Genomic DNA, 24,684 nt, shown 5'->3' with positions numbered 1-24,684 from the left:
TGCTGCATTCCCGTTATTGCAGCTTGCTGCGATGTCCGCGGTCAGCACCGCATGATCGGTCGTTGCAAACTTCACGGTGGCGTCCGCCATTTGGAAGATCGGCTGCGGCTTTACTGGAGCGCGGATCATCCGTGTACGCTCGACTACACAGGCATCGGCGCGCAGGCGTTCGGATGGAAGGCCGCGTTGGTCACGCGCGGCGTGAACGCGCCTCTCGTCCTGGACGGCATTCCCCAGCCGACGCTGGTTGTGTACGACGTCGGTGAGGCGGCGCGCGCGATCGCAGCCGGACGATAGCGGCATGCCCGCACGATCCTAGCTCTAGCGTGCGGCGTCTTTCATCATCCCGGCGACCTTGGCCGTTAGCGCTTCTAGCGTGAACGGCTTCGTCAACAGCTCCATGCCGCGTTCCAGATGGCCGTTTCCCACCGCGGCGTTCTCAGCATAGCCGGTGATGAAGAGCACCTTCAGACCGGGCCGCAACGATCGCGCGGCATCGGCGACCTGGCGTCCGTTCATACCGTTGGGCAGCCCGACGTCGGTGATGAGGAGTTCGACCTGCGTGCCTGCCTGCAGTATCTTGAGCCCGGCTGCGCCATCGGCCGCACCGATTACGGTGTAGCCAAATTCGCCAAGAACCTCGTCGATCAGATGACGGATAGTCGCTTCGTCGTCGACGACCAGAACGGCTCCCCTGCCGACAGTCGTCGCGGTAGCGATTGCCACGTCCTGCTCAGGCTGACCGGCATCGCCGTGGTGGCGCGGCAGATAAATGCAGATCGTCGTTCCGATCCCCAGCTCTGAATAGATTCGGACCTGACCCTCGGACTGGCGGGCAAAGCCGTAGATCATCGACAAGCCCAGGCCGGTACCCTCGCCGAGCGGCTTGGTCGTAAAGAATGGTTCGAAAGCGCGCTCGATGGTTTCTGCGCTCATGCCGGTGCCGGTGTCGGTGACGCAGATCGAGAGATATTGGCCGGGCGGCAGATCGCGCTCGCGGCTCGAGCGATCGTCGAGCCATTTGTTGGCCGTCTCGATCGTCAGCCGCCCGCCGTCGGGCATGGCGTCGCGGGCATTGATACTAAGGTTGAGGAGAGCGTTTTCCAGCTGGCCCGCATCGATACATGCAGGCCACAGACCGCCCGCACCGACGACCTCGATATCGATTGCCGGCCCGACCGTCCGGCGGAGCAGGTCTTCCATGCCTGCAATCAACCGGTTCACCTCGGTAGGCTTCGGATCGAGCGTCTGGCGTCGTGAGAATGCAAGCAAGCGCTGCGTGAGCGACGCTGCACGCCTCCCTGCGCCCTGTGCCGCCAGCACGAAGCGGTCGAGATCGTCGAGCCGCCCGCGAGCGACGCGCATCTGGAGCAACTCGAGATTGCCCATCATGCCGGTCAGCAGATTGTTGAAATCATGCGCGAGCCCGCCAGTAAGCTGACCGACCGCTTCCATCTTCTGCGCCTGGCGAAGTTGATCCTGGGTCTCGGCAAGTTCCGCCTCGCGCGCTTTCTCCGCCGTGATATCCCGACCCGTCGCATAGGTCAGATCGCCAGCCGGTGCGGCAACCCACGCGATCCACCGGAACGAGCCGTCCTTGTGGCGATAGCGGTTCTGGACATGGGGCCGCTCGCCGGCCTTCGCAGCCTGATAGGCGTCGACCGTATTGCGGTGATCGTCCGGCAGGACGAACTCGTTGACATGACGTCCGACCAACTCGTCGGGCTCGTAGCCCAGCACCGTCGTCCACGCGGGGTTTACCCGACGGAAGACGCCGTCGAAATCGATGACGAGCATCAGGTCGGGCGAGGTATCCCACATGCGATCGCGTTCAGCGGTTCGTTCGTCGATCTGATCTTCGAGCGTTTCGTTGAGGTCGCGCAATGCCTCCTCCGCTGCACGGCGGGCGGAGATTTCGTTGAACAGGATTGCGACCCGTTGATCGACCGCATCGCCAAAGCGAAAGGCGTAGACGTCGAACCAGCGGCCTAGCGCCGCGGAGCCCTCCTCGAAGCGAACCGGTTCGCCGGTCCGCGCGACCCGTCCGTAGATGTCGTAGAAATGCTCCTCCAGATCGGGGACCGTGTCGCGCAACCAACGGCCCCGGATCGCCTCGACAAAGCCGGTCTGGCGATAGAAGGCCGGGTTCGCCTCAATGACGCGGTAGTCGATCGGTGCTGCTGCATCGCCAAGGTCGACCTCGACGATGCAGAACCCGGATTCGATGGAATCGAACAGCGTACGATAGCGCGCGTCGCTGTGGGTCAATTGCTCCCGGCTGACCTGAAGCTCGTCGTAGCGGCGATCGCGGTCCGCGACGGTGCGCCGCAGATCGAGCTGTGCCATGACCTGCCGCGCCAGGACGAGCAGCGTCTCCTGCTGGAGTTCGGTAAATTCCCGCGCTCGGTGGTCCAGGACGCAGAGTGTCCCGATCGCCAGTCCGTCCTCCGTCTTGAGCAACGCGCCGGCATAGGCACGGATGTGCGGGTTCCCAGTGACCAGGGGATTGCAGTCGAACCGGGGATCCTTGGTCAGATCGGGAACGACGAGGAGATCGTCTTCCAGCAACGCCTTGACGCAAAATGAACTCTCGAGCGGCGTCTCGCGCACGCCTAGGCCGACTTCGGCCTTGAAGAACTGCCGTCCATCCCCGACTAGGTTTACGACGGCAATGGGGGTGTCGCAGAGCTTGGCAGTAAGCGCCGCGAGCTCGTCGAACGACCGTTCGCGCGGCGAGTCCATCACGTCGTAGCATGCCAACGCCGCCAGCCGGTGCTGCTCACGATCTTCGAACTCGTCGAGGTTTGCCAATGGTCTAGTTTCTGTACTGAAAGGTGCGCCCGCGGTGCATTATCATCTCCCTACAAACGGGCAACGCACAGATTTTGCCCGCGATCGGAACCTCCATAGACGCATGATGCGATTGTTCGCCTATCACGCTGAACGAACGTCCGAAGTTGGGAGGCGGGGAGGGGCACGTGAACGTCCGTTTGTGGGTCAGTTAAGTCGTTTGCTTTGCAACGTCACGACAGCATCGGTGCACAGTCCGCAGGTGGCGCCCACGAACATTCTTTTCGCGCGGGCATCCCCTTTCAGCTGCCAGTCGAGCCAAGCTATCGCGATCTGCGCTGCCTTGCCGCCATTGCGTTCGAAGAAGGTGCCGCCATGGCCCGCGTCGCGCAGGTTGACGACCACGGCAGGAACGTGATCGATCCGCGCATAATCGTCCATGTCGTTGGCGTAGGCGATGTCGGTTGGACCGCCCAGGACGTACAGGATCGGCGTGTGCAATCGCGCCAGTGCGGTCTTCGGAAGATCCATTTCCGGCCCTGGCGCACGGCCGGTGAACAGCCCGCTATCGTGGATTACCACCGCCTTGATGCGAGGGTCGGACGTGGCAACGGTGAGCGCCTGAACGCCCCCGCAGCTCCAGCCGGACACCCCGATAGCGCGCGGATCAAGCTTGCCGCGCAGCGGACTGCTTGCACTGCCGTCCTGTGCGATCGCCCAGTTGATCGCTTGAGTTAGTTGCGCCGTGTGCGTGCCAGATGCGGGCAGGGTGCCCGGCGCCGAGGGAGCCGGCTTGGGCGGCGGAGGAACGCCGGGGCCGGACTCGATCGTTCCGTTGGCGATTATCAGATAGCCGTGGCTCGCAATTTCGGCGAGGTGCAGGCGCCGACCCGCTCCATCGGCCTGGCAGCCGCCATTGCCCCATACCAGTATCGGCAGCTTGCGCGCGCTAAGCCGTGAGAGGTCGGCCGGCCGGTATATCACGTGATCAGGCAAGGAGGCTGCTTGTTCCATGACGGCCGGGAATTCGCCGTCTCCCTTCGTATACGGTAAGGTCCTCGCCCGCGCTTCGTTGACGCGAAGCCGTTCGTTGGCGGCGGTCATGCCCGCCTGATCGGGCAGCGTCTGAGTCCCGCCTATTGTTGCGGTGCCAAGCAGGGCACTGGTAAGCGCGATGTTGAACAAGCAATGTGCGATGCGACTCATGTCCGATGTCCTTTCACGCTCGGCGACTTATTGTAGCTCCGATCGCAAACGCATCCTGCGCTTCCTCGAAGCCCGGCCGCAATAGGCGGACTCTGCGCCACTAGGGTCACTACTACCTACGGGATCGAACGGTCCGTTCGGTTCGCAGAAAACGGTCGTCTTTCCAGATGAACAAGCGGCCGAAGTTGGGATGCAGCGCAGAGCGCGCGAATGCCGTCTTTTGGGACGTGACCGCCGCGGCAGGTGCCGACCAGAGTCAGCCGTTCGCGCTCCCTCCGGCTAATGTCCGATCTAGACGATAGTTGCCAATCCCAACACATCCAGTTTCGTACCGTCCGATCTGTCTCCGCAACCAATGGTCCGGGAACCTGTACGTCGTGCGCAGTGCCGCGATATCGACAACAACGAGAACTAACTTCGCGCTCTGTATCATTGTGCTAGATTGATCCCGAATAGACCCGGGGCAAGCATGAAGTGGAAGAGGGCGTTCAGCGCGGTAGCGATGGTAGTGGCTGGTGCTGCTCAAGCGCAGGATACCGCAAAGTCACCTGATGGCCTCTACACCGTTTCGGTCGTTCCCAATGGCGTGGGAGACGAAAACGGCTCCGGCGCGCAGGCGCTCGTCCTCCACGGCACCAAGGGCAAAGTCCAGCAACGCTTACTCGTCTCTAAATGGAATGGCGATTACTCGCGCAACCTCGCAAGCCTCTCGCGCCCCCTGTTCTCGCTTGATGGCGGCTACGTCTATTTCAACAGCGCCGACGCTTCGCCCAACTCGGGCTATGTCCATAAATTCGACCTCAAGCTGAACGTCATCAAGGCCGTCTGTCCAGGCTGGGCTTTGCGCGTGATGCGGACCGGGCCGTATCGCGGCTATCTGTTCGTCCAGACGCACCGCTATTGGGATCGGCCCGAGGGCGGTTCCTACAACCCTGTCTTCCTCATGCATCCGTCAGGCAAAAAGCTCATGATGGTGCCGGGTAGCGATAATGATGAGGGCGAGTTGGCCGTCGATCCCTGGCTGGCGAAGATGTACTGGCGGGCTTGGTAAGAACTATGGCCAATCAGCAAGTGCACGCGCCGGTCAAGTTGGCTGTCCCTCTCAAGGCCGCTTTTCCCTCCGTGCAAACGCTTCAGGTAGTGCAGCTTGTCGTGGGGAAGCCGGAAAGGTTGACGAAGGGATCGGCCGCCTAGAATTCACCTCGTCGGTGATTGGTGCGATCGCGTAGCCCATTGCGGCGGTTGTCATGACGCTGCCGGTTCCGGACGCGCGACCTTGGGGTGAGGACAACTGCCATACTGAATACCTCATAACCGATAAGTGCAGCAAGGCGGAGCGGAAGTGGGGAAAGGCGGGTCGCAGTTCGGATGAGACCAAAGCTACGACACCGGCCGCCTGCATCTTTCTGAGGACTCGGGCGGAGGTGAGAGCACGTCACCGACCTTGTGCAGCATGCTCGGAAGGCGCGACGCGGGTCCGAAACTTGATGCCGTCTACGATCGCGATGCCGAGCCCTCCTAGCTCTGGCCTGCCTTCTGACGCGACAAGCCAGAGGGTAACATCGGCGTTGGTTACTCCGACTCCCGAGGCTCGCTGTCCTCAATCCTCAGACCGAGCTTCGCCTTCATTGGTTCCGGAACGGCGAGGGAGAGCGCATCCGGCTTCCGACCAAGGCCTATCTTTTTGGCCATGGCGCTACGAAACTCCCTGTATGCTTCCGAGACAATAGGATAATCAGCCCTGAGACCGTAACGCTCGCGATATTCCTTTGGCGTCAGGCCGTTGTCTGTAAGGTGGCGTCGCAAGGTTTTATATGGCTTGCCATTTATCAGGCTGATGATGTGATTCCTGTCCGCCAGCGATTTCTTGACTGACACCATAGGCACATATTCCTCGTCTGACCTCGTTGCTGCGCGACCTCCCGCATTCGTCGAAAGATTGGCGATTGCATCGTGCATAGCCCTGAGGACTAATGGCACATCGTGGACGCTGGCCCGGTTTTTGTCGTTTTCAAGCCAAGCGATGGTCATCTCAACCGCAAGTTCGACAACGGTTATATTGTTGGTCATTCGGTATCCCGTCCTTGAACGCCGAATTACAATCGACTGGCCCATCGTAGGCTTTTTTATCGGAGCAACAACGCTAGAACGACATGCAGGACCGGGACGCCTGGACACCTCTACAGAGAAGTGTCCGGTGTCGCGCTCCGTAACATTGAGCTCGGGTCAGGACTCGTAATCACCAGGTGACGGCTGCCACGAGGTAGATCGCACCAAGAAGGTTTGTGGCAAGCTTGTCGTAGCGAGTGGCGACGCGGCGACTCGGCGATAATCCTTGAGGCGGCAGAACATGCGCTCCGCCGCGTTTCGTCTTTGTAGAGCGAGCGCGAGAAGCAGCTTTTCTAGCGGTTCGCTTCGAAGGGATGTTGGGCACGGCACCCTTGCGCTCGATCAGGTCGCGGATCGCGTTGCTGTCATATGCCTTGTGGGCCAGCACGATGGTGCGCGGCGCGAGATCGTCGAGCAGGACATCAGCAGCACGGCAGTCAGCGACGTTGCCGCCGGTCAGCAGAAAGCGAAGCGGGCGCCCTTCGCCGTCGGTGAGCGCGTGGAGCTTGCTGATGTGTCCGCCCCGGCTGATCCAGATCGCTTGGACGAGCGCGCCCCTTTTCCGCCGCCTGCCAAGCTGTGCACCTTCATATGCGTGCTGTCGATCAGGACCTCGGCAGGCGGTCCACCCGCTGCCGCCAGCGTGACGAATATCTCTTGCCAGATGCCTTTCGCCGCTCACCGCACGAACCGGTTGTGGAGCGTCTTCCTCGGACCGTAACAGGCCGGTGCATCGGCCCAGCGACCGCCCGGTCTCACCATATGGTTGATGCTGCTGATTACACGCCGGTCATCAAACCGCGCAACCCCTCGAACCTTGTCCGGCAGCAACGGCCGAAGCCGCTCGAACTGTTCTTCGCTCAACTAGAACTCGCTCAAACCCACGCTACTGCTGTCGCCGAGCTTGAATCACATTCGCGCCGCCAAGGAAATCCGGTTTACGGGTCCTGACCCTAGCAAGATGCGACACTATCAAAAATGTACGACACGACGGGCAAGGGTACTGTAAACCTTGATACAATGCATCGTGTAACAGTTGATCGGTGACGTTCGAAAATATGCTGCAATCCGAAGTCTGTGATGTATCGTGCGGGCAACCGCTAAAAGTGCCCCAAGCAACGCAGGCGGCCAGGGTCGTAGCTCCGGTTTTCTCCGAACTGCGACCCGTTTTTGGCCTCAGTCCCATGCCAGCTGATGTGCGGCGGGTAAGTGGGATAGGCAGTTAAATGTGACCGTGTTGTCACTTCAAACCGGTCATTGCGCTGACGGCCCGATCTTGGTCGTTCCCCGTTCGATGCTCGACGCGCATCTCTTGTCCGATTCAGCCGAAAGCCGACGTTCGCTGCTTGAGCTGCAAACGACGGCTTCGTCCCAGCTCAGGTCATTCCCAGCGTCAAAAGTCCGTTCCCGGAACAGGCCGGACACCCACATGAACGGATGACCGATTTCGGGAAGCGCTGAGTCGCTCGTGAATGTCCACAACTGGGTCAAAGAAGCGTGGGTAGCTCGGGCGATCGTCGGCAGCCCTATTGGGCATGATCCATCTCAGACCCGATACCGACCTCGTCAATCCCCAGGGCTACGAGTTTGGGACCCCGTCACCGTGAAAATTCTCCGAGACACTGGCGTAAGGCTTGGGTGGACTGGGTAGGCTCCGGCGGCGAATTAGTAGACTTCACCGCAAAGGTGGGGCAGTTTCCAATTAACGCCTGTTGTCGGCTTTTATTGGAAGGCGCAGTGTTACTCGTAGCCCTGGATGCGTATTGGTTACAACAAGCTCGGCGCCCAGCCGCAACGCAGCGGAGCGGACGATTGCAAGGCCGAGCCCGCTGCCTTCGTGTCCGGCACTGGTTGCGAGGCGGACGAAACGCTCGCCGATCCGGGCGAGATCCTCGTCGGCTAGACCGGGGCCATCGTCAAGCACCGTGACAATGGCCGCGTTATCCGATCGCTCAAGCGTGATCGCGGCCATGCCGCCCGCGCGATTGTAGCGGATCGCATTGTCGAGCAGGTTCGATAGGATCTCAAACAGCAACGTTCGATAGCCTGCAAGTAGGATACGGCCGTCCGGCGCATCGAGCTGAATGTCGACGTGCGCGTCGATCGCCTGCGCGATCCGCCGATTGATGACTGCGACCGCGACTTCGCGCAGATCGACCTGCTCGGTTGGCGGCGCGGTTCCGCTTTCCTCCGCACGCGCGAGCGCGAGCAATTGCGTCACCAGCCGTTCCAGCCGGTCCGCGGCATCCGCAATCTCGCCAAGCGCTTGCGGACTGCCGCGACGCGCAAGCGCGACCTGGACTTTCAGCACCGACAGCGGGGTGCGCATCTGGTGGGAGGCGTCGGCGGTGAAGCGGCGCACGCCGGCCGTGGCCGAATCGAGCCGTGCAAGCAGATGATCGAACGCATCCGCCAGCGGGCCAAGTTCGATCGGCAACGGTCCGGTTGCAAGCGGCGACAGGTCTGGCGTGGCGCGGGTATCGCGTGACGAGATCGCGTCGCGCAGCAAGGCGAGCGGCCGCAGACTCCACGACAGCGCCGGGCGGATCAGCAGCATTGCGACCCCAACCAACACCAGCTCCCCGATGAGCAGCGCGATCAGCAACCGGTGTTGCAGCGCGGTGCGCCCGTCGAGCGTCTCTGCCACCTGAACGATGACCGGCTGCGGAATCCGCGGAAGCGCGCGGCGGACTTCGGCGATGCGAATGTCCTGGTCCTTGTACCGCGCAAAACGAAAGCGCGGCGTATCGACCGACAGGCTCGCAAGCGCGGGCGCGGGCAAATCGGCATAGCCGGTCAGCAACTGCCCTCCCACGGCGACGCGGTAATAGACGTTGTCGCGCTCGCTGTTCTCGAGCATCCCGAACGCCGCAGCGGGCAGGTCGAGCGTCACCGCGCCGCGCTCGACTTGCACCGTTTCGGCAATCGCGCCGAGCGCCCCGCCGAGCACCCGATCGTTGGTGCGGCGGACGACATCGGCGATCAGCGTCGCGCCCGCGACTCCCAGCAGCACCGCGATCCCGAGCAGCGGCGCGAGCATCGCCGCAAGCAGCCGGGTACGCAGCGCCAGCGCACGCGGGCGCGGGTTACCCGGCATCGAGCAGATAGCCTACGCCGCGAATGGTGCGGATCGTCGGTCCGTCTGGCGCGAGCTTTCCGCGCAGTCGCGTGATGTTGACCTCGATCGCATTGGGGCCGACCGGTTCGTCGAACCCGAACACCTCGGCATGGAGCGTGTCCCGCGGGACGATCTGACCCACGCGGGTTGCGAGTGCGTCGAGCACCGCCCATTCGCGCCGCCGCAGATCGAGCAGCCGCTCCCCGACCCGCGCCTCGCTGGTGGAGCGGTTGAGCGCGAGCGTACCGATGATCAGCGCCGGGGTCGGATCGCCCCCGCGCCGTCGCCCGAGCGCCCGGATTCTCGCCTCTAGTTCCTCAGGCGCGAAGGGTTTGCGCAGATAGTCGTCCGCGCCGAGATCGAGCCCGCGCACCCGGTCGTCCAGCGCGTCGCGCGCGGTCAGCATCAGCACGGGCACGCGCTCGCCACGGCGGCGGAGCGTCTGGAGTACGGCAAAACCGTCGATATCGGGCAGGCCGACGTCCAGGATCACCAGCGCATAGGGTTCGCTCTCGCTGACCAGCAACGCATCCTCGCCGGTCGCGACATGGTCGATCGCGTGGCCAGCGGCGCGCAGCAGGGTCGCGATGCTGCGCGCGAGTGCCGCGTCATCCTCGACGATCAGGATCCGCATGGCAGTGCCGATCCGTGAAAGGTGGGTGACAGGTTGAACGCGTACCGCATGCTCAACGGCTTACCCGAACGTAGAGGCGGGAGGCGAGAGGAGCTTGATGATGCGGACCATCTTTCTGTTGATGCTACTGACGGGCGTCGCCGTGCCGGCAACGGCGCAGCGTCCGGCTGGCTATCCGCGCTCTTACGATGCGCTGATCGCCGAGGCGCGGGTCGAGCGCGTGGTGGACGTCTACGGCAATGCGGATACCGCGGCGATGGGGCCGACGATCGCGGCGTTCCGGCGGGCCTTTCCCGGCGTCCGTGTCAATTATGTCGAGCTCGAGTCCCGTGACCTGTACCGCCGCGCCGTCAGCGAAACCCGCGCGCGCCGTCCCTCCGCCGATCTGGTCTGGTCGTCGGCGATGGATCTGCAGGCAAAGCTGATCAACGACGGTTTCGCGCAAGCCTATCAAAGCCCCGAAAAGCCCGCGCTTCCGCAGGCCGCGGTGTGGAAGAACATGGGGTATGGCATCACCGCCGAGCCGGTCGGCTTCGTCTACAACCGGCGTCTGATCCCACCCGCTGCGGTCCCACGGACGCATGAAGCGTTCGAGCGGTTGCTGCGCGACCGGCGCGGTCCCCTGACCGGGCGAGTCGCGACCTATGATCCGACGCGCTCCAACGTGGGCTATCTGTACCTGACCGAAGATTATGGCACCACGCGGGACACGCGCGGGCTGCTTCAGGCGATCGCTGCGACGCGTCCCTTGCTGTCGCGGACGACGGGCCCGATGCTGGATGCGGTCGCGAGCGGGCGCGCGGCGATCGCGTATAATGTCGTCGGGCCGTATGCGCTGGCACGCGCGCGGCGCGATGCGCGGATCGGGGTGGTGTTCCCACGCGATTACACGATCGTCGCGTCGCGCGTTGCGTTCATCGCCCGCGACGCCCGCCACCCCGCTGCGGCGAAACTGTTCCTCGATTTCCTGCTGTCGCGCAGCGGGCAGACGTTGCTAGCGCGACAGGAGCTGTTCCCGGTTCGCGGTGACGTTCCCGCGCCCCATCTCGCTGCCGATCAGGGGCGCCCGATCCGGGTCGGCCCGCAGCTGCTTGTCAATCTCGATTCGATCAAGCGTCGGCGCTTCCTTGCCGACTGGACCGCCATTCTGGCCGAAGGACTGACTGCGAAATGACCCTGTTACGAACTGGCTGTGCGCTTGTGGCGCTCGTCATCGCCACGCCTGCGCTTGCGCAGACGCCGAGCCAGGAGGACTTGAGTGCGCTGGTGCGTGCGCAGGCGAGCGAGATCGCGGCGCTGAAGGCGCGGCTCGACCGGCTGGAAGCGACGCAGGCCGTTGCGACGCAAGACGCGGTTCCGGCGACGCCGCCAGCCGTCGCCGCGACCCCGCCGGTCCAGATGGCGCAGACCACGCCGCCGCCCCGCCGCCCGATCGTCACCGCACCTTATGCCGCACAGCTCGTCCCCCCCGGTCCGGCCGAACGCGACGTTGCGCGTGCAGGCGAAGCCAGAGCCGCGGGCGTGACGACCGAATGGGGATCGGGGTTGCCCGTGTTCCACTCGGTCGATGGGCTCTACACGTTCAAGCCGCGCGGACGGATCCTCACCGACGTTAGCTCGACCTTTGGCTCGCGCTACGACGGGCGCAACATCACCACCACGGGGATGCGCGCGCTGCGGCTCGGGATCGAGGGCGGGGTGGGGACACGCTTCTTCTATCAGTTCGAGACCGACTTCAGCGAAAACGAAGTCGATATCGTCACCGCCTTCATCGGCTGGCGCAACCGCATCAGGCCCGGGCTCGATTATGACGTGCGCGCGGGGCATCTGTTCAACGACCGCGCGTTCGAAGGCTCGACCGGCTCTGACTCGACCCCGTTCATGGAACGCAGCACGGTCTCGACCGCGATCATCCCGCAGCGTGGTTTCTACGGCATCGGCATCATGCCGCGGCTGTTCTGGAAGACCGGCCATGCCTCGGTCACCGTCACGGGCGACCGCGTCGACGGCTATCAGGCGGTCAGCGACAGCCGCACCGTGCTGGCACGCGCACACTGGAACCCCGTCAAGAGCGATACCGGCGTGCTGCATCTCGGGCTGTGGGGGTTCGATGAAAGCCTGTCGAGCGCGGCGACCTCGCTGACGCGCAATACCGTGATCGGTGGGCGCTTCAACGGCGCGCTGCGGGTCGGGTCGGGGCCGCTGACCGGCGGCACCGGCACCACCGGCTATGGCGCGGAACTCGGCGGCTATCTCGGCCCAGTATGGGTGATGGGCGAGGCGGGGCAGCGCAACGCGCGATTGAACGCCGGACGGCCTGATTTCGTTAGCAAGGCATGGAGCCTGTCGGGCGGCTGGTTCATCACCGGAGACCTTCCGCCGTACAATCCGCGCCTTGGCAGCTTCGGCCAGCCGCGCGTGCTCAAGCCGCTGTTCGAGGGTGGCGCCGGCGCGATCGAGCTGACCGCGCGCTACGAGAACCTCGATTACAGCGATCTCGTTACCGGCGGGCGCGGCTGGGCCGCGACGATCGGCGCGAACTGGTATCTCAACAGTTTCACCCGGATCCAGCTCAACGCGATCCACTGGAACACCGACAATCGCGACGGTGCCTTCACCGGGCAGGACGACGGTCAGACCGTCAGCACCCGCATCGCCGTCACCTTCTGACGCGGCCTAGAGGACAATATCGATGGATTTAGCGCTTCTCGGCTTCCTCATGGTGGCCACCTTCATGACGCTGATCATGACCAAGCGGATGACCCCGCTGGTCGCGCTGATCGTCGTGCCGACCGCGTTCGCATTGCTTGCCGGCTTTGCCGGCGGCGTTGGCGACATGATGATCGACGGGATCAAGAACCTCGCGCCGACCGGCGTGATGCTGCTGTTCGCGATCCTGTTCTTCTCGATCATGACCGATACCGGGCTGTTCGATCCGCTGGTCAACCGGTTGCTCCGCGTGGTGCACGGCGATCCGCTGCTGATCCTGGTCGGTTCGGTCGTGCTGTGTGCGCTCGTCAGCCTCGATGGTGATGGATCGACGACGTACATCATTACTATCTCGGCGCTGCTGCCGCTGTACAAGCGCTATGACATGAGCCGGCTGTACCTGTGCTGCCTGCTGATGAGCACCAGCGGAATCATGAACCTGACCCCCTGGGGCGGTCCGACCGCGCGCGCGGCGAGCGCGCTCAAGCTTGATCCGGCGACGCTGTTCCTGCCGTTGATCCCGGGGATGATCGCCGGGCTAGCGTTCCTGATCGGGCTGGCGATCTTCTTCGGACGCAAGGAGCGTCGCCGCATCGGCGAGGTCAAGGGGACCGGGCCGACTGCCTTCACCGGCATGGCGGTCTCGCAATTCCCCGAGGCGCGTCGTCCGAAGCTGCGCTGGTTCAACGCGGTGCTGACGGTCGCGCTGCTTGCCGGGCTCGTTTCCGGGGTGTTGCCGCTGTCGGTGCTGATGATGCTGGCGTTCGCGATCGCGATGATCGTCAATTACCCGCAGATCGCCGAGCAGAAGGAGCGGATCGCCGCGCATGCCGGCAACGTGCTGTCGGTGGTGTCGCTCATTTTCGCGGCGGGTATCTTCACCGGCATCCTTTCGGGCACCGGGATGGTCGAGGCGATGAGCAAGGAAGTGGTCGCGATGATCCCGCCCGCGCTCGGGCCGTATATGGCGCCGATCACCGCGGCGCTGAGCTTGCCGTTCACCTTCTTCATCTCGAACGACGCCTTTTATTTCGGGATGCTGCCGATCCTGGCGGAGGCGGGGAGCCACTACGGCGTGTCGCCGATGGCGATCGCGCGCGCCTCGCTGATGGGCCAGCCGGTCCATTTGTTGAGCCCGCTCGTTCCCTCGACCTACCTGCTGGTCAGTCTGGCAGGGATTGACCTGGCCGACCATCAACGCTTTTCCCTGATCCCCGCCGTGCTGGTGTGTGCGGTAATGACGATCGTTGGCATGCTGGTGCTCGCGTTCCCGCTGATAGGATGACGACCGTGACCGAACTCTGGCAGCATATTGCCGCGGACTTTGCCAATATCGGGTCGCCCGCCGCGCTCGCCGCCTTCGCGCAGGTGGTAATGATCGACATCATGCTCGCCGCCGACAATGCGATCGTCGTCGGCGCGCTGGCAGCGGGGCTACCCGCGGCGATGCGCCGCAACGTGATCCTGATCGGGGTTGCCGCCGCTCTCATCTTGCGCGTTGTGTTCGCGCTGGTGGTGACGCAGTTGCTACAAGTCGTCGGCCTCGTGTTTGCTGGCGGGTTGCTGCTGGTGTGGGTGGCGTGGAAGATGTGGCGCGAGCTGCGCACCGAAGAGGGCGGCACCGACACCGACGAGATCGCCAACAGGGCGCCGCGCAAATTCTGGGCGGCGGCATGGGCGGTCGCCGTCGCCGACGTGTCGATGAGCCTCGACAATGTCCTCGCGGTGGCGGGTGCTGCGCGCGATCATCCGGGGATCCTCGCGATCGGGCTGATCCTGTCGGTCGCGCTGATGGGGCTTGCCGCCAACGTGCTCGCGCGCGTGATCGAACGGTATCGCTGGCTCGCCTATGTCGGGCTGCTCGTGATCGTCTACGTCGCCGGGCGGATGATCTGGGAAGGCCTGACCGATCCGACCCGCGGCGTACTCGGCCTGTTCGGATGATCGTGCCGCGCGACGGGGATGCGGCGCGAGTCGCGCTGCGCTTCGTCGCGGCGATTGCGATCGGGGCGGCGGGGGGCGCGGCGTTTGCTGCGCTTGGTGCGCCGCTGCCGTGGGTGCTGGGATCGATGGGGGCGTGCGCGCTGGCCAGCATCGCGGGTTTGCCGATCGCGGCAGGGGCGGCGACGCGACGGCCGATGGCGGCGGTGATTGGGGTGGTGCTGGGCAGTTCGTTCCACCCGGGGTTGTTCGCACTGGTCGCCGATTGGTGGTTGCCGCTGCTGGTGTTGCCGCTGTTCCTGACGATCGCGGCGGTCCTGTGCGCGACGTGGTTCCGCCGCGTCGCCGGGTTCGACCCCGCCACCGCTTATTTCGCGGGGATGCCCGGCGGGATCGCGGAAATGGTGTTGCTAGGTAGCGAACGCGGCGCGGACGAACGCACCGTCGGGCTGATCCATGCTGCCCGCATTTTCCTCGTCGTGTTCGCGCTGCCCTTCGTCATCCGCCAGTTTCATGCGCCGGTCGTGGTGGCGGCGAGCGGCTTCACCAGTGCCTCCGCTTGGCCCGATCTGTCGCTGCTGCTGTGGGGCGGCGGGAGCATGATCGTGGGCGGCGTGCTGGGTCGCCTGCTGCGGTTGCCCGCGTGGCATCTGATGGGGCCGCTCGCGGTCAGCGGCGTGCTCCACGCGACCGGCATCACCGATTTTCGCGTCCCCGTATGGTTGCTGGCCGCGGCGCAGGTCGGGCTCGGCGCGACGATCGGGTGCCGCTTTGCGGGGCTCGGGGTGCGTGCGTTCCTCGGTATCCTCGCGCTTGCCGCGGGGTCGAGCGTGATCCTGCTGTCGCTGACCTTCGCCTTTGCCTTCGTGCTCGGACGGATCACCGGGCTCGACGTGACGCTGCTCGCGCTGGCGTATTCTCCCGGCGGGCTCGCCGAGATGAGCATGGTTGCGCTGAGCCTAGGGCTCGAATCGGGTGTCGTCGTCCTCCACCATGTCACGCGCGTGGTGCTCGTCCTTATCGGTGCCCCGTTGGGCTTCCGGCCATTTCACCAGGAGAAACGATCATGATCCGCAAGCAGACCCCGCTCGTGCTCCTGCCCGCGATGGGGTGCGACGGGCAGCTCTGGGCACGGCAGGTGGTCGATCTTGGCAATGTCGCGCATCCCGAACTGGGGGATCTGACCGCGGACGACACGCTTGCGGCGATGGCGGCGCGCGTCCTTGCACATGCGCCGCCCCGGATCGCGGTCGCAGGCGTCAGCCTCGGCGGCTATGTCGCGCTCGAGATGATCCGCCAGGCGCCCGAGCGGATCGAGCGTGTAGCGTTGTTTGCAACGCGCGCCACGATGCAGATGCGCCCGCGCACCGTGACCGAGCAGGGGTTGCTCGCGATCGCCCCGCACGCCGATCCGCTGCTGACGCCAATTCTGACCGGCCCGGTTCAGGCGATGGCGGAGCGTGTCGGTACCGAGGTGTTCGAGCGCCAGCAGCGTGCGTTGCTTGAGCGCCCGGATATCGGTCCGGCGATCGCTGCGGTGCGCATGCCGACCTTGATCGCCGTAGGGAACCGCGACCGGATTTGCCTGCCGGATGATGCCCAGGCGCTCGCCGACCGTATCCCAGATGCGCATTTCCACGTCCTCAGCAACTGCGGGCATCTCGCGCCCATGGAACGTCCGGGCGAGGTTACGATGCTTCTACGCAATTGGCTGCGCACTCGAAATTGACTCAGCCAAAAACCTGGCCCCGGATTACATAAGTCCTGGAACCGTCTTAATCCGAGGCATGAGCTACCGATGGAAGCTCATGCCTCGGGCGCTTCCAGTCCGTCCGCTTAGCCGCCCAAAAGCTGCAAGTCCGCTTTGAGAAACAGTCGGTGCGCTGGCCGTGCCTGAACGTCGCAACTTCGGGGGGCGGGGCCTCGGCCTGGTGGCTTATTTTCTCCGGTCCCAAAATCTGGACCGGATTTCGATCGTCCGCTGGCCACAGTAACGCTCACGATCGTTATCGTCTTGTTGATCCTGCTTGTGCCCGCAGCGAGCAGAAACCGGACGCGAGGAAGCGCGCCATGATCGTCGAACGACCGCGTCTCACCTTTCACGGCATTCATGACGGACGATCATGCGCCAGGCGCCGTCAGAGCGCAGGTGAACGAATGTCTTCAGTTAGGAAGCGGGGAAGGGTGCGCGAATGGCCACTTATGGGTCTTGACAGCTACAAACGGACCGTCGGCTAGCGCCCAACTGCTGACTTAGGCTCAGCTATCTATACTGTATTGCGGCGGCGATCACGATGGCGAGCCCTACGAATGCAAACAGCACTTGCCCCCTTCGATGCCCGACGTTGACGGTCCATCCCAAAGCCTTCATTCGCTTGGGCACAACGATGCGGGGGTCGTCTGCATCGTGATACAACCCTAACCAGTCGTATCCCTCTTCCATCGCCTTAGTTCCTCAAAATGGAGTGCGCATCTACTGTATCGCGCACGTCAACTTTCCACCAAAATTGACCATCCGACTAACATTTAAAATGGGCGCTCTCACCGCTCAGCGCCGTCCGCTCTATGCTGGTGATCTTGGCGTAGGTTCGAGATTAATGACCCGCAATCGATAGCGTCCGGGCGGTAGCATCAGCGCAACATCGTCGCCGGCGCGGATCGCGACGCGGTCCATCGGCACCGACGCGGTCGGCTCATCGACTGGGCGCGCCTCGACTACGCACCAGCCGCGCGCCGGATAGAGCCTCTGCGGGATGCGCACCGCCTGGTCGCCCGCTTGCTGCCGCCATACGGGGCGTCCGCGAAAGAAGTGCGCATTGGGATGATCGACGACCAGATCAAAGGTTCCGGGCGGCTTATCGGCCGGCAAAGCTGATAGCCGCACAGTGCCGCCACCCCCGCTACAGGCAGTCTGCGAGATGGTGAGCGGGTCGATCCCGGTCTTCTTCTTCAACCGTGCAGCCATCCACTGTGTGCCATCCGCGCCAGGCACCTCCGCAGCATGCGCATAGCCGACGTGGATCAGCAGTTTCGCGCCCGGATGATCGTGGACGTACGCAGCTAGGTTGCGTGCTTCTCCTTCCTCGCGCGCTGCGATCCGCTGCTCCGTCGTAGCATCAGCCGCCGGATGCTCGTCGATGAAGTCGTACGCTAGAAGATGATAACCGAGCTTTTTGGCGCGCCGGCCTAACCGGCCATATCCCGCTTCGGACAGATAATGCCCGTCGCCATCCTCAAAATACTTCAGCGCCGGGTGTTGGACGAATGACGGCAGGTATTGGGCCGTCGTGTCGGGCATGGATGGCGACAGCGCCTCCAGCGCCAGCGTATTGTACCCCAGCGGCCGCAAGCGCGTCGCGAGCACCGTGCTGAAGCCGCGATGCTCCGATCGCTCGTGGCTTTCCGTGACGATGACGATCGAGGTCTGCCGTGCGCGTCGCTCGATCTCGGGCACAACGTCCACCGCCGTCTTCGACGGCGCGCATCCGTTGGGCTTATAATACGCGCTGGTCGCTGCGATCAGGTCTTCCCGGCCGAACAGACTGAGCGTCTGCCTGGTGCCAGTGTCGCTTGGCGGATTGCTTGGGTCGATCGCCGCCAATTGCTCTAGGCTCGACGATAACTCGGTCAGACTAGTGGCGGCCACCCGTTCGACCGGCCCGGCGAAGCGGACGTTTCGCGCCTGCTGCGGCTCCTTGGCCGTTGCCAACGCGCCCAGCGTGCCAAGTACTAGAGAGAAAACGATGCACGTGGCGTTGGTTGGCATGAGAGATGCTATCAAGCTGTACATTCGCTCGCCACCATAATGCGACAATCTAGCCTGCGATCAACGGAATGATCGCCGACGCTCGGGTCGCGACGTTTAGGCACGGCCGGCTCGCCGGCTGTTCTCCAAACCCGACTGGCAGCTATCGGGCGGCAAAGCTGCCGGTCTGGAAACTCCCAAAAACCGCTGTCTAACCGGATGAACGAATGTCCGGAGGTGGAAGGCGGCTTAGGGCACTTGAATGTCCACTCGTGGGTCGTGGCGGAAGGTGCTGATGGTCACTGGAGCTTCAAAAATTCGGGGTGGTAGGGCACCGCATCGATGGCAATCAGGACTGAACAGGGAAGCTCAACAATGACATAAGACGGGGGAAAACTCGCATCAGTCCGATTGGTAAGAAGGGGAATTAGTTAGCCCTACCACCGACGCCATTGACTGGCCCGCTTTTGCAACGAATCATGCGTGAGCGGCAGACGGGCCGGCGCGCCGACGATGGGGAGAAGTAATGCCGCTGATGACGTTCGCCGAAGCGATCGCCGACTCGAACCAATTTGCGAAGCGTCATCTTCTGATCGGCAATGGCTTCAGCATCGCGTGTCGGGCCGACATCTTTCACTACGGTTCGCTGTTCGCGCAGGCAGATTTCTCGACGGCGCCCGAGGTTGTTGAGGTGTTTGAGGCCCTGCGGACCCAGGACTTCGAGGCGGCCATCCGCGCACTCGAGAACGCGGCTCATATTCTGCCCGCCTATCTCGGCAAGGGCAGTGCCGCGCCCGCGACAATGCTGGATCACGCCGCAATCTTGAAGGAAATCCTCGTACAGACCATCGCCGGCAACCACCCGCATGTGCCGATGGAAATCGACGATGATAAGTTCTGGGCGTGTCGACTTTTTTTGGCCAACTTCCTGGCCGGCCCAAAGGCTGGCTCGGTCTTCACACTCAACTATGACCTTCTGCTTTACTGGACGTTGATGCACGACGACATGCCGTTCGGGGAACCGATCAGGCTCGCGATCAGCGATGGCTTTGGCAACGACGAGGACGAGCCCGACGCCGAATATGTAGTGTGGCAGGGGGAGACCAACGCGCACGGCGCTTGCGTGATGTTTTTGCACGGGGCTCTGCACCTCTTCGACACCGGCAAGGATCTCGTAAAGTATACATGGGTGCGAAAAGGCGTGCCCCTAATTGATCAAGCGCGCGACGCGCTCGCAAATGATGCGTTTCCTCTCTTTGTCGCAGAGGGAACCAGTGCTCAAAAGAAGACTAAGATCCGGCACAACGCGTATCTCTACCAATGTTTCAAGCAGTTCACGGCAAACGTTCAGGTTGGCACGCACTGTATGTTCGTCTTCGGCCACTCATTAGCGCAGAATGACGACCACATACTGACCCGTATTGGCCGGGGTCGATTCAAGAAGCTATACGTCGGGATCTATGGGGACCCGCTGCAAGCGGAGAACGGTGTCATCATAGCGCGTGCTGAGGCACTGGCTTCGCTCCGATCGGAAAGGTGGCCGCTTTCCGTAGCGTTTTATGACGCTTTAACCGCACGAGTATGGGGATAACTGGTAACTCCAGTCTGACGCAACGCCGACCCCTGAGCTTCGCAAAGCAACTGTCCCCCATCGTCAGATGGTGGTCATTTAGCAAATGTTTAGTCGCTATCAGCCCGAGCCGGTCCACAATCTGAACCTGAATGAGCGGCTGATCTTGAGAAGCGACTAACGCGTCGCGACTAACCGAATATAGGTCGTCACGGCGGGGCTGAGCGGCTTCCGCCCGGGGCGGACGTTTTCGATAAGAAAAGCCGCCGCACCCGCTGCATGATACCTTAGTCATTCGCCTAGCGATGGCGACGGCCTATCATCGTGCGGTATAGCGCCGCGTGTATCGGCCACTATCATGCGGCCATGAGGAGGGTAACTGATGCGAATGTCCGCCTGTGCAGCCACAGCTACAATCCTGATGCTTGCTGCCTCTGCAAATGCGGCGACGATAACGCTCAAGGCAGGCGATTATGGGGCGGCCGGACTCGCCTGCGACGAGCAGCCCAATGCCTCAACGATGAGCTTTGATGGACGAAGTTTCTCCTATGCGCATGCCAGCAAATGCACGGACAGGATCACGAGGAAGCAAGCTGGCGTGATGACGATTGTTGAAACCTGTCGCGCAGCCGGCGATGGCAGCCCTACTGACCCATATACGCGGACCCTCAATTTGCGTCAGAATGGCAGTGACGGGTTCACGCTCATTAAGTCCCGGTCGGCGGGGACCTTCCGAAGGTGTGGACCGCTCGGCTATTTTAACAAGCACTGAGGGGCGCATTGTTCGGCGGAGGGGCCCTCCGCCGGACCCGGGCTTTTCGAGGTCCCGCTGACAGCTACGTCCAATTTGCGCCTGAACGCCTCATGACGTCTGCAGACGCTTAAAGTGGACGGCTCACTCAATCTCTCTTCAACGCCCTCATTGCAAGCCGAGCCTCTGATGACGCGAAGATAGACATGAACAGATGTCCGAATCTGAGAGGCGGGCGGGAGGCTTTGTATTACCGATTGTGGGGCAGGACAGGCGACTGCCGCCATCGATCTGCCGGACTATGCCATTCAGTGCCGCGGTACAGCCTTGCGCCCGCCCGATATCGTGATCCGTCCCGGTCGAGTTCCAGAACATGTCGAGTGGCCATCGTTCCGGGTAATGCGCCATTAGGCAGCGCAGCACGAGCCGCACCTCGATCGTGTCGACTTTCCCCTTATTGGACTGTGCAGCAGTGGCGCGGAGGATATGAAGCGACGGGTCGATGATGATTCACTGATGGCGAGACACCGATCAGTGGAAGTCGCGCGCCTTCACCCGCACGACATCTTCCGGATCCATGCCCGTGCTATGCGGCGGCCAATAGCCGTCGCGAAGGCCGGGCTTCCAGCCGGCATCGCCACGGTCCGGCGAGCCCGCATGCCGCGCGCCGTCATCACGCCTGGTCGCATGCGGAAAATCCCTTTGCCAGAGCTGCGCGAGCAACGGTCCATGGTCGATGTTTCGGTCGCAGATGACGTGGATCACCTGTCCCTCCTTCTGCACGCGCCCCTTCATCCCGACATCGCGGCCGACATCACAGTGCGGCGTTGTGCCTCGAAGCGGTCGGGAAACAGGATGCCGTTGGCGATCCCCGTCTCATCCTCGATGGTGATGAACAGCAGACCCTTGGCCGATCCCGGCTTCTGGCGGACGAGGATGATCCCGGCCACCTCGACGTGCTGGCCGTTCTTGATGTTCGCAAGATCGGCGCAGCGTGTGATGCGGCGGCAGGTCAGATCCTGCCGCAGGAAGGCCAGCGGGTGGCCTCCTTAGGCCCGCCGCCATAAAGAAGGCGGGACCGACGCAACCGCCGGTCCCGCCTTTCGATCAGCGTCCCCAGATATGCCCGGTGGCACAGTTGACGAGTGACCGCCCGCCCTTGAGGTTCAACTTGACCCCGCCCCGGTATAGGGGAGCGGCGTCGGTGATGAGGCAGGTCACATCGAAAGGGAGCGGCACCAATGGTGTGAGCGCCGAACCGACCAACGCACGGGCGGCAGCGTCGTCGAATGCGCCCTCATACCATTCGAGTATGTCGCCATACTGCACGATCCTGTCCGGCGCCGTGATCTCGGCCTTGATGCAGCCGTCGTGCCAGAACAGGACAGCGTAGACAGGGCCTGCCTCGGTGGTGAAGGCGACATCCGTTTCGAGGTCGGCAGCCAGGCGCGCGAGAACTGCCGCCGGACCCTCTAGTGCATAGCGGACCACCGCTTCCGCGAGCAGGTCGATCTCGCCATCCGCTCCGAGGGCGCGCAAGGCATCGCGCTCGGCGCGGCGACCATCGATGCCGTATGGCACGGGATCACGCCGCCACTGACCTTCGATGACGGCAGGAATGTAATCAAGGACGATGCCGGGCCGATGAGCCTCGTCGATTCCGTCGAACTCGACGTAGAAGGACAGGTGTTCATCCTTGCGATGACGCTCGAAGTCGATGGCGATGGCGCGAATGGCGACTCCGTCCGCGTCACTCGGAATCTTCGCTTCGGCGATGCCCCGCGCGACCGCGGCCTGTGCGGCGACAGCTTTCCGGCGTTTCCAGAGCGTCTTCATGTCGGCAACGATCGAGGTAGCGAAGGCCTTGATCTGCTCCGGCGTCGCCGCGCCGAAGCGGGATGCCCCGGTTTCATCTGCCCAGCGTTGCAAGACAACGCCACCGGCCGCCTGAAAGGGCGGGAATTTGAGCAGATGCCGGGCTTCGCTATCGGCGATGAGGACAGGCGAAGGCAGGCCGATCCGTTGCCAGGGCTTGCCGCGGACGGCTTGCGATATGGAAGCGCGCAGCAGTTCGAGGTTTGGGCCGTGCGCACCCCGTCGTACCGTTTCGAGCGGAAAGAGGCCGGTTTTGCCCGCCTCGGTCACCCAGATCTCCCCGCCCATGTGGATCGAGCCGGGCTTGTCCGATTTGACCCTGGTGCCAAGTGGCAGTGTGAATTGCTGATCCTCATGGGCGATCGCTTCAGCCAGGTAGAAACCGAGGTCGAAGATCGTATCCTCAGCCAAGGCATCGATGATCTCGATGCCATCTTCATACCGGCTTTGGCGAAGATCGACCATGATCGCCGAAACGAGAGCGGACGCGACGGGAGTTCCATTGGCGAGATCAAACGAACCCAGTGCCGCATCGAACTTGTCTCTCAGCGATGCTTCCAGCAGTTCACGTGCGAAATTCAACATTTTCTAACTCCTCTTTTTCCGTTCCTTGGCTTTCGCCAATCTTCAAAAATCGATCGATTGAGGGGCGACGTTGAGGAGAGGAAAAGAGGGAAGAGGACAGGTCCGTAGCCTTGCGGACCTTGCGTCATTGGAGCTGTGAAGTCCGCTGAGAAAAGAAGGGGAGGGGCCTACAGACCGTCTGTCTGGGCTGTAGGCCGATGGACGAAGAAGTGTCGGCTGTTGCGCTTTTCGAGGACACCGCGTTTCTCGAGCCGCTGGAAGTGCCAAGCGATGCTACCGTCACGTGCTTTTCTCTTGCCGCCGCCTGAGGCGCTGGTGACGAGTTCACGATTGGGGAAGGGCTGCTCAGCATGCAGCGTGATCAGCTTCTTCATGACGCGGTCAGCTGCCACGCACTGACCGGCGACGAGGTCGGGATAGGTGAGGGTAATGACGCGCATCACGAGCTCGGTGCCCGGTGCATAATCCTCGTCGGACCGTTTGGATCGGTCGGAGCGAGCCGACGCCGGACGCGGGGCCTTTGGCTTCTTCCTAAGCGAAGGATGCGACGGCTTGTCGTCGCCAGCGGCATCACTGTCGACGGAAACCGGAGGGCTCACCTCTCTGAAGGCGCCCTGCTCGTCGCGGATGATATAGCGCGGCTCGCGGCACACACCGAGCAGATTGGCCTTGGCGGCATAGATGACGAGGAAGTCCTTGCGGTCGAGGTGCGGGAACAGATCACGAAGGGCCTCCTCCTCGTAATAGGGGCCGCCCTTCTCGCGCCACTCCTGGAGAAGGCGCACCTCGACCGCCATGCGCGGTGCCGTCGTCCACATGGCGACGCCGCGCAGGCGGGATGCGGCGCTGCCCCACGGATCCTTCCGTGGAACGAAGGCGGCCTTGGGGACATGGCCGATGATCGTGAAGAAGATGCCGAGCGCCTCGCACAGGCGACCGAGGTAGAAGAAGAAATTGGTGGTGGCCTCGCCCTCCATGCCGTCGAAGCCCGCCATGCTGGTGGCGGAATCCATGACGACGCCGACGATCCGGTCTTCCGGATCATCATGGCGGGCGTTCCACTCGGTGATGTAGCGGCGGACCTCTTCCATGACGCCGGACGGGCGCCACACGCGGTCCTCGCCGAACCGCAGGAGACTGGCGTTGGGGTGACCGAACTCGGCTTCGGTCATGCTGAGGAACGGCATGACGTGCAGCCGCGCACAGGTCGATGCCGCCGCTGCGGTATCCTGGTGCATCGTGTTCTGCACGATGTCGCGCAGGCGGCCGACGATCTGCGACCGCGCGTCCTCGGCGGTCAGGATCAGCACATGGCCGGTGCCGTTGATCGTGCCGCCGAGCCAGGTCGGCTGGCGATGCTCAGGCCGGCTGGCGATCATCGCCGCCATCCAGAGAAGGAGCTGGGTCTTGCCGGTCGACCCGGCGCCGAACCAGACAGCGGGACCACGCGCGGCCAGCCAACCGTCGATCCGGAACGGGATCGTCGGGGTGGCGTCCTCGAAATGGTGGCTGGCCAGCCATTTGTCGGTCTCAGGCTGCGAGTCCCAATGTCTAGGCGGCGCCGCCTGCGCCGCTGCGGTCCGGCGATCCGAATGCATCGGATCGTTTTGCTTGCCGTTCACCGCGCTCATGCTGATCGCTCTTTCGCTCC

21 protein-coding genes and 1 pseudogene are annotated in these 24,684 nt (G+C 63.1%); 10 read left to right on the top strand and 12 right to left on the bottom strand.

The genetic code is table 11. The features are described from left to right. Positions 1–90 precede the first annotated feature (90 nt). Positions 91–297 carry an HAD hydrolase-like protein gene (locus QBJ92_RS13630; protein WP_277970249.1) on the top strand — a complete coding sequence of 69 codons (207 nt, stop codon included), beginning with the start codon at positions 91–93 and terminating at the stop codon, positions 295–297. A 24-nt stretch (positions 298–321) separates the two neighbouring features. Here the strand turns inward: QBJ92_RS13630 and QBJ92_RS13625 are convergent, their stop codons facing one another. Both QBJ92_RS13625 and QBJ92_RS13620 read right to left on the bottom strand, forming a co-directional pair. Then, positions 322–2,811, bottom strand: coding sequence for a PAS domain S-box protein (locus QBJ92_RS13625; RefSeq protein ID WP_431358405.1), 2,490 nt, complete (start codon positions 2,809–2,811; stop codon positions 322–324). Positions 2,812–2,997: 186 nt separating this feature from the next. After that, positions 2,998–3,996, bottom strand: coding sequence for an alpha/beta hydrolase family protein (locus tag QBJ92_RS13620; protein ID WP_277970248.1), 999 nt, complete (start codon positions 3,994–3,996; stop codon positions 2,998–3,000). A gap of 469 nt (positions 3,997–4,465) precedes the next feature. On the opposite strand from QBJ92_RS13620, the gene QBJ92_RS13615 reads away from it, so the two are divergent. Further along, positions 4,466–5,047: a hypothetical protein gene (locus tag QBJ92_RS13615; protein WP_277970247.1), complete on the top strand. Its 582-nt coding sequence runs from the start codon at positions 4,466–4,468 to the stop codon at positions 5,045–5,047. Positions 5,048–5,568: 521 nt separating this feature from the next. Here the strand turns inward: QBJ92_RS13615 and QBJ92_RS13610 are convergent. From QBJ92_RS13610 to QBJ92_RS13595, 4 genes and pseudogenes are all read right to left on the bottom strand, one after another. Further along, positions 5,569–6,066 carry a MucR family transcriptional regulator gene (locus QBJ92_RS13610; protein WP_277970246.1) on the bottom strand — a complete coding sequence of 166 codons (498 nt, stop codon included), beginning with the start codon at positions 6,064–6,066 and terminating at the stop codon, positions 5,569–5,571. Positions 6,067–6,235: 169 nt separating this feature from the next. Beyond that, a pseudogene (locus QBJ92_RS13605) lies at positions 6,236–6,969 on the bottom strand (IS5 family transposase). An 838-nt stretch (positions 6,970–7,807) separates the two neighbouring features. Then, positions 7,808–9,202: a sensor histidine kinase gene (locus QBJ92_RS13600; protein WP_277970245.1), complete on the bottom strand. Its 1,395-nt coding sequence runs from the start codon at positions 9,200–9,202 to the stop codon at positions 7,808–7,810. After that, positions 9,192–9,857 carry a response regulator gene (locus QBJ92_RS13595; protein WP_277970244.1) on the bottom strand — a complete coding sequence of 222 codons (666 nt, stop codon included), beginning with the start codon at positions 9,855–9,857 and terminating at the stop codon, positions 9,192–9,194. Before QBJ92_RS13595 ends, QBJ92_RS13600 begins: the two co-directional genes overlap by 11 nt. A gap of 100 nt (positions 9,858–9,957) precedes the next feature. On the opposite strand from QBJ92_RS13595, the gene QBJ92_RS13590 reads away from it, so the two are divergent. Genes QBJ92_RS13590 through QBJ92_RS13565 form a run of 6 tightly spaced genes read left to right on the top strand, consistent with a single transcriptional unit; the run spans position 9,958 to position 16,236 of the window. Next, entirely contained in the window at positions 9,958–11,031 is a 1,074-nt protein-coding gene (locus QBJ92_RS13590; RefSeq protein ID WP_277970243.1) for an ABC transporter substrate-binding protein, read from the top strand. Then, on the top strand, positions 11,028–12,527 hold the full coding sequence (locus QBJ92_RS13585; RefSeq protein WP_277970242.1) for an OprO/OprP family phosphate-selective porin: 1,500 nt from the start codon (positions 11,028–11,030) through the stop codon (positions 12,525–12,527). Before QBJ92_RS13590 ends, QBJ92_RS13585 begins: the two co-directional genes overlap by 4 nt. A gap of 22 nt (positions 12,528–12,549) precedes the next feature. Next, entirely contained in the window at positions 12,550–13,851 is a 1,302-nt protein-coding gene (locus QBJ92_RS13580) for a CitMHS family transporter (protein WP_277970241.1), read from the top strand. 5 nt (positions 13,852–13,856) lie between these two features. Continuing rightward, positions 13,857–14,510, top strand: coding sequence for a YjbE family putative metal transport protein (locus QBJ92_RS13575; RefSeq protein WP_277970240.1), 654 nt, complete (start codon positions 13,857–13,859; stop codon positions 14,508–14,510). Then, positions 14,507–15,577: an AbrB family transcriptional regulator gene (locus QBJ92_RS13570; protein ID WP_277970239.1), complete on the top strand. Its 1,071-nt coding sequence runs from the start codon at positions 14,507–14,509 to the stop codon at positions 15,575–15,577. The genes QBJ92_RS13575 and QBJ92_RS13570 overlap by 4 nt, the downstream gene beginning before the upstream one ends. Further along, entirely contained in the window at positions 15,574–16,236 is a 663-nt protein-coding gene (locus tag QBJ92_RS13565; RefSeq protein ID WP_277970238.1) for an alpha/beta fold hydrolase, read from the top strand. The genes QBJ92_RS13570 and QBJ92_RS13565 overlap by 4 nt, the downstream gene beginning before the upstream one ends. A gap of 534 nt (positions 16,237–16,770) precedes the next feature. Here the strand turns inward: QBJ92_RS13565 and QBJ92_RS20660 are convergent. Together QBJ92_RS20660 and QBJ92_RS13560 are read right to left on the bottom strand one after the other, a co-directional pair. Continuing rightward, complete coding sequence (locus QBJ92_RS20660; protein ID WP_354290767.1) at positions 16,771–16,950, bottom strand: DUF5808 domain-containing protein; 180 nt, start codon at positions 16,948–16,950, stop codon at positions 16,771–16,773. 120 nt (positions 16,951–17,070) lie between these two features. Then, the gene (locus tag QBJ92_RS13560; RefSeq protein WP_277970237.1) at positions 17,071–18,273 is read right to left on the bottom strand and encodes a hypothetical protein; all 1,203 of its coding nucleotides are present in this window, start codon (positions 18,271–18,273) and stop codon (positions 17,071–17,073) included. 505 nt (positions 18,274–18,778) lie between these two features. Between QBJ92_RS13560 and QBJ92_RS13555 the strand changes: the two genes are divergently transcribed. After that, the gene (locus QBJ92_RS13555) at positions 18,779–19,843 is read left to right on the top strand and encodes a DUF4917 family protein (protein ID WP_277970236.1); all 1,065 of its coding nucleotides are present in this window, start codon (positions 18,779–18,781) and stop codon (positions 19,841–19,843) included. 361 nt (positions 19,844–20,204) lie between these two features. Continuing rightward, entirely contained in the window at positions 20,205–20,594 is a 390-nt protein-coding gene (locus tag QBJ92_RS13550; protein WP_277970235.1) for a hypothetical protein, read from the top strand. A 510-nt stretch (positions 20,595–21,104) separates the two neighbouring features. Here the strand turns inward: QBJ92_RS13550 and QBJ92_RS20655 are convergent. The 4 genes from QBJ92_RS20655 to QBJ92_RS13535 form a co-directional block, all read right to left on the bottom strand. Then, positions 21,105–21,338: a hypothetical protein gene (locus QBJ92_RS20655; RefSeq protein WP_431358404.1), complete on the bottom strand. Its 234-nt coding sequence runs from the start codon at positions 21,336–21,338 to the stop codon at positions 21,105–21,107. Positions 21,339–21,364: 26 nt separating this feature from the next. Continuing rightward, positions 21,365–21,523 (bottom strand): hypothetical protein, encoded by a 159-nt coding sequence (locus tag QBJ92_RS20650; RefSeq protein ID WP_431358403.1) that lies wholly within the window; start codon positions 21,521–21,523, stop codon positions 21,365–21,367. Between the two features lie 157 nt (positions 21,524–21,680). After that, positions 21,681–23,033 (bottom strand): hypothetical protein, encoded by a 1,353-nt coding sequence (locus QBJ92_RS13540; RefSeq protein WP_277970234.1) that lies wholly within the window; start codon positions 23,031–23,033, stop codon positions 21,681–21,683. A gap of 167 nt (positions 23,034–23,200) precedes the next feature. Then, positions 23,201–24,664, bottom strand: coding sequence for an AAA family ATPase (locus tag QBJ92_RS13535; RefSeq protein WP_277970233.1), 1,464 nt, complete (start codon positions 24,662–24,664; stop codon positions 23,201–23,203). Positions 24,665–24,684: the final 20 nt, after the last annotated feature.

Source organism: Sphingomonas echinoides, from assembly GCF_029623395.1.
Taxonomy (GTDB): domain Bacteria; phylum Pseudomonadota; class Alphaproteobacteria; order Sphingomonadales; family Sphingomonadaceae; genus Sphingomonas; species Sphingomonas echinoides_A.
The sequence above is the reverse complement of the archived record's forward strand: the minus strand, read 5'-3'. Positions and strand labels throughout refer to the sequence as shown.